At 68.5% G+C, this 11,901-nt stretch carries 12 protein-coding genes; 6 read left to right on the top strand and 6 right to left on the bottom strand.

Features of this window, described 5'->3' with window-relative positions:
- Window positions 1–33: 33 nt before the first annotated feature.
- Window positions 34–510 carry an MmcB family DNA repair protein gene (locus K9U40_RS19625; RefSeq protein ID WP_282891824.1) on the bottom strand — a complete coding sequence of 159 codons (477 nt, stop codon included), beginning with the start codon at window positions 508–510 and terminating at the stop codon, window positions 34–36.
- An 83-nt stretch (window positions 511–593) separates the two neighbouring features.
- Complete coding sequence (locus K9U40_RS19620) at window positions 594–1,484, bottom strand: YihY/virulence factor BrkB family protein (RefSeq protein WP_282891823.1); 891 nt, start codon at window positions 1,482–1,484, stop codon at window positions 594–596.
- A gap of 139 nt (window positions 1,485–1,623) precedes the next feature.
- Here K9U40_RS19620 and K9U40_RS19615 point away from each other — a divergent pair, with 139 nt between their 5' ends.
- The 3 genes from K9U40_RS19615 (at window position 1,624) to K9U40_RS19605 (ending at window position 5,187) form a co-directional block, all read left to right on the top strand.
- Entirely contained in the window at window positions 1,624–2,742 is a 1,119-nt protein-coding gene (locus K9U40_RS19615) for an FUSC family protein (RefSeq protein WP_282891822.1), read from the top strand.
- Between the two features lie 277 nt (window positions 2,743–3,019).
- The gene (locus K9U40_RS19610; RefSeq protein WP_282891821.1) at window positions 3,020–4,711 is read left to right on the top strand and encodes an acyl-CoA dehydrogenase family protein; all 1,692 of its coding nucleotides are present in this window, start codon (window positions 3,020–3,022) and stop codon (window positions 4,709–4,711) included.
- Between the two features lie 29 nt (window positions 4,712–4,740).
- A complete protein-coding gene (locus K9U40_RS19605) occupies window positions 4,741–5,187 on the top strand; it encodes a GNAT family N-acetyltransferase (RefSeq protein WP_282891820.1) in 447 nt (148 codons plus the stop codon).
- Window positions 5,188–5,211: 24 nt separating this feature from the next.
- On the opposite strand, the gene K9U40_RS19600 is transcribed toward K9U40_RS19605, so the two are convergent.
- Window positions 5,212–6,048: an SDR family oxidoreductase gene (locus tag K9U40_RS19600; protein ID WP_282891819.1), complete on the bottom strand. Its 837-nt coding sequence runs from the start codon at window positions 6,046–6,048 to the stop codon at window positions 5,212–5,214.
- Between the two features lie 175 nt (window positions 6,049–6,223).
- Here K9U40_RS19600 and K9U40_RS19595 point away from each other — a divergent pair, with 175 nt between their 5' ends.
- Window positions 6,224–6,589 carry a winged helix-turn-helix transcriptional regulator gene (locus K9U40_RS19595; protein WP_282891818.1) on the top strand — a complete coding sequence of 122 codons (366 nt, stop codon included), beginning with the start codon at window positions 6,224–6,226 and terminating at the stop codon, window positions 6,587–6,589.
- Between the two features lie 21 nt (window positions 6,590–6,610).
- Here K9U40_RS19595 and K9U40_RS19590 read toward each other — a convergent pair whose 3' ends face one another.
- Window positions 6,611–6,835 carry a helix-turn-helix domain-containing protein gene (locus K9U40_RS19590; RefSeq protein ID WP_282642768.1) on the bottom strand — a complete coding sequence of 75 codons (225 nt, stop codon included), beginning with the start codon at window positions 6,833–6,835 and terminating at the stop codon, window positions 6,611–6,613.
- A gap of 235 nt (window positions 6,836–7,070) precedes the next feature.
- A complete protein-coding gene (locus K9U40_RS19585) occupies window positions 7,071–7,625 on the bottom strand; it encodes a DUF2975 domain-containing protein (protein WP_282891817.1) in 555 nt (184 codons plus the stop codon).
- 72 nt (window positions 7,626–7,697) lie between these two features.
- On the opposite strand from K9U40_RS19585, the gene K9U40_RS19580 reads away from it, so the two are divergent.
- The gene (locus K9U40_RS19580) at window positions 7,698–8,318 is read left to right on the top strand and encodes a hypothetical protein (RefSeq protein ID WP_282891816.1); all 621 of its coding nucleotides are present in this window, start codon (window positions 7,698–7,700) and stop codon (window positions 8,316–8,318) included.
- A 7-nt stretch (window positions 8,319–8,325) separates the two neighbouring features.
- On the opposite strand, the gene K9U40_RS19575 is transcribed toward K9U40_RS19580, so the two are convergent.
- Window positions 8,326–8,835 (bottom strand): prolyl-tRNA synthetase associated domain-containing protein, encoded by a 510-nt coding sequence (locus tag K9U40_RS19575; protein ID WP_282891815.1) that lies wholly within the window; start codon window positions 8,833–8,835, stop codon window positions 8,326–8,328.
- 252 nt (window positions 8,836–9,087) lie between these two features.
- Between K9U40_RS19575 and ppc the strand changes: the two genes are divergently transcribed.
- Window positions 9,088–11,850, top strand: coding sequence for a phosphoenolpyruvate carboxylase (gene ppc, locus K9U40_RS19570; RefSeq protein WP_282891814.1), 2,763 nt, complete (start codon window positions 9,088–9,090; stop codon window positions 11,848–11,850).
- The last annotated feature ends 51 nt before the right edge of the window (window positions 11,851–11,901 follow it).

Raw genomic sequence — 11,901 nt, 5'->3', positions numbered from 1 at the left:
CTCTATCTCAGAGCGGGTGCCCCCGTGCCCGCCCTACACCAGCCCCCGGAGCAGGTCCGGGTCGTAAAGCATGGCCAGCCGCGTGGCGGCGGCGCGGGCGAAGCGCAGCGTCAGCGCCTTGCGGGTGGCCGGCGCCAGCGGATGCAGGGGTGGCTGGCGCAGGCATTCCGCCCCGAAGGCGTCCGCCACCAGCAGGCCTGTCTCCTCCGGCAGGATCTCCACGGGAAAATCGAGCGGCACGGCGAACATGAGCCGGTCGCAGAAGGCGCGGTACTCCGGCCACTTGGCGTCGGCGCGGAAATCGGCCACCGACGACTTGATCTCGATGATGGTGATCTCGCCCTTCGGCCCGAGCGCAAGAGTGTCCGCACGCCGCCCCGAGGCCAGCGCGAATTCCGGCACCCCCGCCAGCCCCGCCAGCGCCAGGTGCCGCAGCACGCCGCGCTGCACGGCACGCGCGGTCTCGGATTGGCGCCCGTCGGGGCGGGGCTCCGGCAGGAGCCCCCTCACGGCATCGCCTCCGGCAGGAGCCCCCTCACGGCATCGCCTCCGGCAGGAGCCCCCTCACGGCGCCCTCTCCGGTGGGGCCGGTCTCATTGCTTCGCCTCCGCGGGGGCGGGCGTGGCGCCGGCGTCGGTTCCGGCGGCGGCCGGCGCGCCGCAGAACGCCCGCTTGATGGCGGCGTTGAGCTCGCCGCCGAACACGAAGATGGATGCCGTGAGGTACAGGAAGACGAGGGCGATCATCACCGAGGCGAGGCCGGCATAGGTGGTGACGTAATTGGCGGGGAACTCGGCGAGGTAGAAGCCGAAGGTGGTGGCCGCCACCAGCCACAGCACCAGCGTGACGAGGATGCCCGGCGCCACCTCGGCAAGGGAGCGCCGCCCCGCCGGCAGCCACAGGTGGGCCACCACCAGCGACACCACCAGGATAATGGAGGTGGCGCCGAAGCGGATCAGGGTGATGGCGCCCGAGAACGGCTTGAGCGCCGGCACCTGCGCCACCGCGGCCTGCCAGATGAGCGGTCCCAGCACCACGAGGAAGGACAAAGCCAGCATGGAGACGGCGGCAAGCAGCACGTAGCCGATGGATTCCAGCCTCAGCCAGTACCAGGAGCGCATCTCCTTCACCCCATAGGCGCGGTTGAGGCCGATGCGCAGGCTCTCGATGCCGTTGGAGGAGAAGTAGATGGCGAGCACCACGCCATAGGTGAGTACGTCGGTGCGCACCTGGTTCACCACGCTGTAGATCTCGCGCGAGATCGGCCCCGCCACCTGCTGGGGCCAGGTTTCCAGGATGAGCTGGATGGTCTCGTTGGCCAGAGGCTGGAGGTTGAGGAAGCCGGCCAGCGCGGTCACGAAGATCAGGAACGGGAACAGCGACATGAGCGCCGACAGCGCGATATGGCTCGCGATCGCCCAGCCGTCGTCGGCGGCGAAGGTCCAGAATGCATCCAGCGTGATATGGATGATGCGCCGCAGCATGGGGTCTCCCGTTTCCTGTCACATCGGGCTTTCCGCGGCGAATGGCAAGCGCGCGCCTGCTGGCGGAGGGCGGGGCCATGGGATAGGAACGGGCAGGCGGCGGCCGCGCTGCCGCGTCCGAGCGTTTGCGGATAGGACCATGCCGAGCCCCGACCCGGGACCCGCCTTGCCCAGCTTCCTTGAGCGGCTCTCCGGCCTGCTGGGTCCCAGCCATTTCAAGCTCGGGCTGCGGGCGGCCCTCGCCGGGCTCGTGGCCTATGGGCTCGCCACGGGCCTCGCCCTTCCCAACGGCTATTGGGCGGTGCTCACCGCGGTGTTGGTGGTGCAGGCCACCATCGGCGCCAGCCTCGCGGTGGCCATCGACCGGGCCCTGGGCACGGTGGTGGGCGGTGTCGTGGGCGTGGCGGCGGCCATGCTGGCGGGCAATTCGGCAGTGCTCACCTATGCGGCGCTGGGCATCGCGGTGTTCCTCACCGCCACCCTGTCGGCCCGCTCGGCCAGCTACAAGCTGGCGCCGGTGACGGTGGTGATCGTGCTGCTCGCCGATCCGAGCCACGTGGAGCCGTGGCTGTCCGGCCTGCACCGGGTGTTCGAGATCGCGGTGGGCGGCGTGGTGGGCATGGCCTCGTCCATCCTGATCCTGCCCGAACGGGCGCTGCTGCGCCTCTTCCCCCATTGCGCCAAGGCCCTGCGCCTCAATGCCCGGCTGCTGGAGCTGGGCCGCGACGGCCTCGTCGGCCGCGGCCTCGATCCCGGCGACCTCGACCGGCTGAACGCCGAGGCGCGGGTGGCCCTGCGGGCCGCCGATGCCCGCATCTCGGAGGCGCTGACGGAGCAGGTGGGCGGCCTGGTGGGGCAGGCGGACCCGGCGCCGGTGGTGCGCTCCTGCCGGCGGCTGTGGCACTCGGTGATCATCCTGCTGCGCGGCGCCGACCGGCCCATGGACAAGGACGTGGCCCAGCGCGTGGCGCCGAGCCTGGACGCGGCGGTGGCCGCGCTGTCGGCCTCCATGCACGCTCTGGCCGATCGCCTCGACGGGCAGGAGGTGGCGGGCCTCGACGAGAAGGCGCAGGCGGCGCGGGCCGCGGTGGCGGCGCTGGAGGCGGAGGCCGAGCGCCTGAACGGCGAGGGCGTGCTGGAGACGGCGGGCGCCGACACGCTGACCTCCCTGTTCGCGGCGGTCTCCGCCTGCAACCACGTGCGCGAGAACCTGGAAGACCTCGCCGCCCGGTTCGAGGAGGTCGAAACCGACCGGTAGCAGGCTGCGCGGCCTTGCGATGCGTGTGATAGGAGCGCGCGGAAACAATTTAGTTTCCAATGGAAAACATATTCCCTGTCCCTGGCGCATGGGAAGAAGGTCGGATCGACCCCTGGCGGAAATTCCTCTCTAACGCGAAGACGCCTGCGGGCACCGCACAATGGCGGCGAACCCTCCGTCGCGGCGCGGGCCGCTGCCGGAATCAGGCGTTGCTTTGGAACGGTTCCGGGGCAAGGATAGGTCAATTCTGCAACGCACAATCGGGGAGAAAGCCTTCATGAGCGCCAGCGCCGCCCTTCAGACCGTCGAAACCGACACCCTGGATGCCGTCGCGCTCGGCCGCACGGCCACGGCGCGGCTCGAAGCCCTGCTGGCGGAGGCCACCTCCCTGGTGAAGGCGCAGGTGACTGAGGGCGGCCGTATCTCCCCGGCGCTGCTGGAGCGCGAGCAGCGCTCCACCCACGCCCTCGCCTGGTTCGCCACTTATGTCTTCTCCGTGCGCGAACTGGTGCATTATGCCGACCGCCTGACCGAGATGGGCAAGTTCGGCGCCACCGAAAAGCTGATCGTGCAGATCGGCCTCGGCGAATATGTCGCCCAGATTCTCGGCGGCATCCCCATGAGCCAGGGCGAGATCGTCCGCCTCGGCGACCTTTATGTCTCGGACGAGACCGCGGCCGCCCTGCGCGCCGATCCGGCCATCGCGACCCTCGCGGCCAAGGGCAATACGGCGGCGAGCCGGGCGGCGCTGGCGGACATCATCCGCGGCGCCCACCCCACCGGCACCATCGGCGAGGCCGGGCTCGACGAGACCATGGAGGCCATGCGCACCGAGATGCACCGCTTCGTGGAGGCGGAGGTGGCTCCCCACGCCCACGAATGGCATCTGAAGAACGACTATATCCCGTTGGAGATCATCACCCACCTCTCCGAGATGGGCGTGTTCGGCCTCACGATTCCCGAGGAGTTCGGCGGCCTCGGCCTGCCGAAGGAGGCCATGTGTGTGGTCACCGAGGAATTGTCGCGCGGCTATATCGGTGTCGGCTCGCTCGGCACCCGCTCGGAGATCGCGGCGGAACTGATCCTCGCCGGCGGCACCGACGACCAGAAGGCCCATTATTTGCCCAAGCTGGCATCGGGCGAGATCCTGCCCACCGCCGTCTTCACCGAGCCCAATACCGGCTCGGACCTCGCTTCCCTGCGCACCCGCGCGGTGAAGGAGGGGGACGTCTACAAGGTGTCCGGCAACAAGACCTGGATCACCCACCCCGTCCGCGCCGACGTGATGACCCTGCTGGTGCGCACCAATCCGGCCGAGCCCGGCTACAAGGGCCTGTCCATCCTGCTCGCCGAGAAGCCGCGCGGCACCGACGAGAACCCGTTCCCCGCCGAGGGCATGACCGGCGGCGAGATCGAGGTGCTCGGCTATCGCGGCATGAAGGAATACGAGATCGGCTTCGACGGCTTCACCGTGCCGGCGGCCAACCTGCTCGGTGGCGAGGAGGGGCAGGGCTTCAAGCAGCTCATGACCACCTTCGAGAGCGCCCGCATCCAGACCGCCGCCCGCGCCGTGGGCGTGGCCCAGGCGGCCATGGAGGTGGGCCTGAAATATGCCGAGGAGCGGGTGCAGTTCGGCAAGGCGCTCATCGCCTTCCCACGCGTCGCCGACAAGATCGTGATGATGGCGGTGGAGACCATGATCGCCCGCCAGATCACCTACTTCGCCGCCCGCGCCAAGGACGAGGGGCGCCGCACCGACCTTGAGGCCGGCATGGCCAAGCTGCTGGGCGCCCGCGTCGCCTGGGCGGCGGCGGACAATGCGCTGCAGATCCACGGCGGCAACGGCTTCGCGCTGGAATATCCGGTGTCGCGCATCCTGTGCGACGCGCGCATCCTCAACATCTTCGAGGGCGCGGCCGAGATCCAGGCCCAGGTGATCGCCCGCCGCCTGCTCGATGGCGGCAACTGAGGCCCGTCCCGTCGGGCGGGGCGCGGGCCATGAGCGAGGCGGTGGTGATAGAGGATGCCCAGCCGGCGGACGAGGCCGGCTGGCGTCGGCTCTGGGCGGGCTACAACGCCTTCTATAAGGCGAGCGTGGCCCCGCAGATCACGGACCACACGTGGCAGCGCATCCTCGATCCCGCGTCCCTGCTGCTGGGCCGCGTCGCCCGGCGCGACGGGGGGCTGGCGGGCTTCACCATCAGCGTCCTGCATGAGGGGACCTGGGTCGCGGCCCCGATCTGCTATCTGGAGGACCTGTTCGTGGATCCCGCCTGCCGGGGCCTGGGGATCGGCCGCAGCCTGATCACCGATCTCGTCAGCCTCGGCAAGGAGAGGGGCTGGTCGCGCCTCTACTGGCACACCCGCCAGGACAATCCGGCGCGTGCGCTCTATGACAGCTTTGTCGAGGCCGACGATTTCGTCCGGTACCGCATGGACCTGTGACAGCCCGGGCTCCGCTCGCGGCGCCTATTTCAGCCGGTCCGCATTGTCGCTCGCATAGGTCGCCAGCGACCGGGGGGCGTGGCCCGTCAGGGTCTCCACGTCGGCGGTGACGGCGGAGGTCCACCCCTCGCGCACCGGCCCGAAGATGGTGGCGAGGAAACGGGCATAGTCCTGCGGCACGCCGGCGCCGGCGAGGATGCCGACGAAGGTGTCGTCGTCGATGGGCGTGTAGGCGACCGGCTTGCCGATGACCGTGGCGAGGATCGCCGCCGCGTCCCCATAGCCCAGTGCCTCAGGACCGGTGAGGTTGAAGGAGCGGCCGTCGAAGCGGTCGGAGGTCAGCGCCGCCGCGGCGCTTTCGGCGATGTCGCGGGTGTCGATGAAGCTGGACTTGCCGGCGCCCGCCGGCAGGGCAATGACGCCGTGGTCGAGGCCGGGCTTCCAGAAGGTGTGGAAATTGTCCGCGAACCAGTTGGGCCGCAGGATCACGTAAGGCGTGCCGGAGCGCTCCAGGGCGATCTCCACCTGCCGGTACGGGATCGAATCGTCGGCATCGACGCCGAACACGCTCTGCAACACCACCTTCACCTTGCGGGCGCTGGCGGCCTCGATCAGCGGCAGAAGCTGTCCCTTGGGGTCCATGGAACCGGTGGGCAGCATCACGAAGGCGCTTTTCACGCCGTCCAAGGCCGGGCCGAAGGTGGCCGGATCGGCGATATCGAAGACCACACCCTCGGCCCCGTCCACCGCCTTGCCCGTGCGCGAGGCGGCCTTCACCTTGGCGCCGCGCGCCGTCAGCGCCTTCACCAGGGGGCGCCCCACATTGCCCGTGGCCCCGATCACCAGAATCGCATCGTCCATTTCCTGCTCCCGAAATCCGGTTTGATAGGTTTCTGTTGGAAACCATCTATCGAGGGGATACATATAAGCCTTGCCGGCGGGCCGAAAGAGAGCACCTGAAGCTCACATGGTCACCGCCGGGAAACCGGGCGCGGCCAAGGGCCGGCGCCGGTACAGGCTGCGCGGTGGAGGGACGATGGATCAGCCCTATGACGTCTATCAGGACCGCTGCCCCACCCGCATGGTGCTGGACCGGCTGGCGGACAAATGGGCGCTGCTCATCCTCGACCGGCTGCGGGACGGCCCGGTGCGGTTCAACCACTTGCGCCGCGACATCGCCGGCATCTCGCAGAAGGTGCTGTCGCAGACCCTGAAGAAGCTGGAGCGGGACGGCCTTATTTCACGGCAGGTGTTCCCCACCGTGCCGGTGACGGTGGAATATGCCCTCACCGACCTCGGGCGGACCCTCACCGATACCGTCGCCGCCCTCGCCCATTGGGCCGAGGCCAACATGGATGCGGTGCTCGCCGCCCAGAAGGCCTATGATTCCATCGCGCGGTGATCGGGAGCCGGCGCGGCGGAGCTAGTCCGCCTCCTCTTCCGGCCCCGGCACATATTCCAGGATGTCTCCCGGCTGGCAGCCGAGGGTCTCGCAGATGCGCGCCAGCGTATCGAACCGCACGCCCCGCACCTTGCCCGACTTCAGCAGCGAGACGTTCTGTTCGGTGATGCCGATGCGCTCGGCAAGCTCGCGCGAGCGCATCTTGCGGCGCGCCAGCATCACGTCGAGATTGACGATGATGGGCATGTTGCTCCCATTGCCCTTCGCATCAGAGCGTTTTCGAGCGAAGTGGATACCGGTTTGCGTGAAGAAAACGCGTTAAAACAAAAATCTAGAGCGATTGCCGTGAGCCAGGGAGAACGGAAAGCGCTCTAGAGCATGCGCCGCTCAGATCGCACTGCGATCTGAGCGGCGCATGCTCTATCTTGGAGTTAGAGGGCGATTCACCGATCAGATTGGTTCAATCTGACTGGATCGCGCTCTAGACGAAGCTTGCATTTTCTTCGGCGATTCGCGCCGCCTCGCGCATGACCGCGCCGACCCCGATGATCAGCAGCCCGACGATCACCGCCACCACGTCGTGGCTCGACAGCGACACGGCGAGGGCGCGTTCCCCAGGGGGATTGCCCAGGGTGAGCGCGACGCTCAGCGCCGCGCTGGCGAACGGGCTGATCAGTCCCTGAACGGCAATCGCCGCTCCGAAGCGTTCGAGGCGGTGCGCCAGCATCTGCGAGATGAGTTCGCCGCGTCCGAAGTCGCGGAAGATCTGGCGGACCTGCAGCAATCCATAGGCAAGGATGCCGAGCGGCACGGCGGAGATGACGAGGCCCGCGCACAGGCTTGCGCCGTCGAGCGAGACCTGGTGCCCGGCGAGCCCGAGGCGCGGCACCACCATCTGCTCCACGAGGGCCGGGCGCAGCCAGATGCCGAGGCCGGATGCCACCAGCAGCAACACCACCACGAGGGTGGCCATGGAGAAGGCGCGGCCGAGACGCACAACGCGATCGAGGCGGGGGTCGAGGGGAGGAGGATACATGAGGGGACTTTCCTTGACGCATTCAAAATTTATCGTAAAACAATAAATATGCAATCTTTAATGAGAATAGATATGCGTCTCGGCCGTGCCTTCGTCCGCCGCTCCCTGCTCCTGCTGTCGCTGGCCCTGTCCGTCGGCGCCTGCTCGCATGTTCCCGTCGCCAGCCTGCCGCAGCTGGCCAGCCTCGACCTGGATACGGCGGACCTCTCGGTGCTGCGCGCCGCCGTGCGGGCGCCCAAGGAGATCGTCGCGGTGCCCGGCGGGGCGTTCGTCATCATGTCCTACTGGAGGCCGGGGGAGGAGGGCCGCAAGACCACCGTCCAGGCGTCGCTGGAGGTGGAGGCCGACCCGAAGGCGCTCGCCGCCCTGAAGGAGGAGGAGCACGAGGGCCAGCGCATCACCGTGTTCCGCCTGACCGATGAGGGGCGGCGCAAGCTGGAGGCCGCCCGCAGCGAGATGCTGGCGCTCAAGTCGGACGAGCTTGCCAAGGGGCGCCGCCTCCACGGCTCCCTCGCGGTGTCCGCCGAGGGTTGCGTGCGCGGCATGCTGCCGTCCGGACCGCTGCCGCTCAGCACCTACTTGCGGCTGAAGCCAGGCGGTAACTTCGTGCCGCTGATCCAGGGCGTGGATCTGCGCACCCTCCTGGCCCAGGCCGGCTCCGACGAAACCGTCATGAAGGCCTGTGCCGGCTGAGGGAGCCTTACGCCTCCGGCGCCGGCGGGATCTCGATGACCAGAGGCTGGTGGCCGGTGAGGCGGAAGAAGGCGTCGAGGGCGTCCGGGGTGAGGCAGGTGGTGCGTGCGTTGGTGAGGGGGTGGCAGCACACCGCCTCGGCTTTCAGCAGCGTGTCGTCGATGGCGATCTTCACCAGGCCGGCCGTGTCATTGGCCGCGGCGAGCAGCGTCACCGATCCCGGCAGCACGCCGAGATGCTCGTAGAGCGCCTCCGCCGAGCCGAAGGATAGCGAGCCCCTGGCCCCCAAAGGCTCCTTCAGCGCCTTGAGGTTCACCGGCGTGTCCTCGGCGATGGCGACGAGGAAATAGGTCTTCTTGGCGTCCCGTAGGAACAGGTTCTTGGTGTGCGCGCCGGGAATGTCGCCCCGCAGGGCCTGGGATTCGGCCACCGTGTGCACCGGCGGATGGGTGTAGGTGGTGGCGGGAATGCCGTTGGCGACGAGGAAGTCGAGCAGCGCGTCGGGGGTCAGGGGCATCGGACGGGATCGCAGGGGAGGGCAGGGAGGCGTGTCGTACCGGCTCCGCCATAACCCCGCGACGCTGCGCCGCGCAAGCGCGGGCGGCGCGGGCCAGCCATGCCGGAAGGGCCGCGGTCCGCGGCGGATGCCTCTCACGCGTGCAGACGGCAAGAGTGTTCTGCCGCGGAGTTACCCTTTCGCTCCTGCACAAATTCCGTAAGACTAACGTCGAAAAGCGGCTGCGATCCGCTCCGGGGGAAGGGTTGTCAGATGACGAGTGCGGTTTGGTCCATCGAGGCGCCGGGCGACGAGGAAGTGAAGGATCGGCCCCTGCGCGAGGATATTCGCCTGTTGGGGCGGATTCTCGGCGACACGGTGCGCGAGCAGGAGGGCGAGGAGGTGTTCGATCTGGTGGAGCGCATCCGCCAGACCTCCATCCGCTTCCACCGCGATGACGACGAGGCGGCCCGCGAGGAGCTGGGCGCGCTGCTGGAGGGCCTCTCCTCCCAGCGCGCCGTCGATATCATCCGCGCCTTCAGCTACTTCTCCCACCTCGCCAACATCGCCGAGGACGAGCACCACATCCGCCGCAACCGCGCCCATGCCATCGCCGGCTCGGCGCCGCGGGCGGGCAGCCTCGCTTATTCCCTCGCCCGCGCCGAGGCGCAGGGCATCGGGCCGCAGCAGCTCACGGCGTTCTTCTCCGGCGCGCACATGAGCCCGGTGCTCACCGCCCATCCCACCGAGGTGCGCCGCAAGAGCACGCTCAACCGCGAGATGGAGATCGCGGCCCTGCTGGACCGGCGCGAGCGCGTGGTGCCCACCCCGGCGGAGCAGGAGCAGGACGAGGAGACCCTGCGCCGCGCCGTGCTCACCCTGTGGCAGACGGCGCTTTTGCGCCGCATCAAGCTCACCGTGCTGGACGAGGTGGCCAACGGCCTGTCCTATTACGACTACACCTTCCTCACCGAGCTGCCCCGGCTCTATTGCTCCATCGAGGACAGCCTCTCGCAGGATGGCTCCGAGGTAGCGCTACCTTCGTTCCTGCGCATCGGCAGCTGGATCGGCGGCGACCGGGACGGCAATCCCTTCGTCACGGCTGACGTGCTGAAGGCGACGGTGCGTGTCCACCGCGACCGCATCCTCGCCCATTACGAGCAGGAGCTGACCGCGCTGGGCGCGGAATTGTCCCTCGCCGCGCGGCTCATCAAGGTCTCGCCGGAACTGGAGGACCTCGCCGCCCGCTCGCCCGACCGCTCCCAGGAGCACCGCGAGGAGCCCTATCGCCTCGCGCTGGCCTATGTGCTCGGGCGCCTGCGCGCCACCGCCCGGCAGCTGAAGGACGAGGCGCCGGAGGCCGACGATCTCGCCCCCTATGCCGATGCCGCCGCCCTCAAGGCCGACCTCGACATCATCTCCGCCTCGCTCTGCGCCAACGGATCGAAGGTGCTGGCGCGCGGGCGGCTCAGGCTGCTGCGCCGGGCGGTGGACTGCTTCGGCTTCCACCTCGCCTGCATCGACCTCAGGCAGAATTCCGACGTGCACGAGCGCGTGGTGGCCGACCTGTTCGAGAAGGTGGCGCCCGGCACCGATTATGCCGGCCTCGACGAGGAGGCGCGCATCGCCCTCCTGCTTCAGGAACTGGCCACCGCCCGGCCGCTGGCCTCGCCCTTCCTCGCCTATGAGGAGGAGACCCGCTCGGAACTCGCCATCCTGCGCACGGCCGCCGAGGCGCACCGGGCGCTGGGCCGCGCGGTCATCCCCAACTGCATCATCTCCAAGGCGGAGGGCGTCTCCGACCTGCTGGAAGTGGCGCTGCTGCTGAAGGAAGTGGGCCTCGTCACCGCCGACGGCACCACGGCCATGAACATCATCCCGCTGTTCGAGACCATCGGCGACCTCCAGGTCTGCGCCAAGGTGATGGACCGGGTGTTCTCCATCCCGGCCTATCGCAAGCTGGTGACCAGCCGGGGCGACGAGCAGGAGGTGATGCTCGGCTATTCCGACAGCAACAAGGATGGCGGCTTCGTCACCTCCGGCTGGGAATTGTACAAGGCCGAGATCGGCCTCATCGAGGTGTTCCGCGCCCACAACGTGCGCCTGCGCCTGTTCCACGGCCGGGGCGGCTCGGTGGGCCGCGGCGGCGGGCCGAGCTACGACGCCATCCTCGCCCAGCCGGGCGGGGCGGTGAACGGGCAGATCCGCATCACCGAGCAGGGCGAGATCATCGCCTCCAAGTATTCCAACCCGGACATGGGCCGGCGCAACCTGGAGATCCTGGTCTCGGCGACGCTGGAAGCCTCGCTGCTCCAGCCGCAATACAATGCGCCGCGCACCGAGTTCCTCACCGCCATGGAGGAGATCTCGGACACGGCCTTCGGCGCCTACCGCAATCTCGTCTACGAGACCGAGGGCTTCGAGGATTATTTCTGGTCCTCCACCGTCATCAGCGAGATCGCAACGCTGAACATCGGCTCGCGCCCGGCCTCGCGGGCGAAGACGCGCTCCATCGAGAAGCTGCGCGCCATTCCGTGGGTGTTCTCCTGGGCCCAGTGCCGGCTGATGCTGCCGGCCTGGTACGGCTTCGGCACGGCGGTGGAGGCTTTTGCCGAGCGGCGGCCGGACTATGGCCTGTCCTTCCTGCAGGCCATGTATCGGGAATGGCCCTTCTTCCGCACCCAGCTCTCCAACATGGACATGGTGCTGTCGAAGTCCTCGCTCGCCATCGCCTCGCGCTATGCCGAGCTGGTGCCGGACGTGGAGTTGCGCACCAAGATCTTCGGCCGCATCCGGGCCGAATACGAGCGCACCATCAAGTATGTCCTCGCCATCATGGGGCAGCAGAAGCTCTTGGAGGACAACCCGCTGCTCGACCGCTCCATCCGCAACCGCTTCCCTTATCTCGACCCGCTGAACCACATGCAGGTGGAGCTCTTGCGCCAGCACCGCGCCAATTCCGGCGACGACAAGGTGCTGCACGGCATCCAATTGTCCATCAACGGCATCTCGGCGGGCCTGCGCAACTCGGGGTGAGGGGGCTGAAAAGCGCCAGCGTCGCTCCCTCTCCCGCGTGCGGGGGAGGGG

The organism is Xanthobacter autotrophicus, assembly GCF_030015065.1.
Taxonomy (GTDB): domain Bacteria; phylum Pseudomonadota; class Alphaproteobacteria; order Rhizobiales; family Xanthobacteraceae; genus Xanthobacter; species Xanthobacter autotrophicus_D.
Note: the sequence above shows the minus strand (reverse complement) of the source record. Positions and strands in the feature narration are given on the sequence as shown.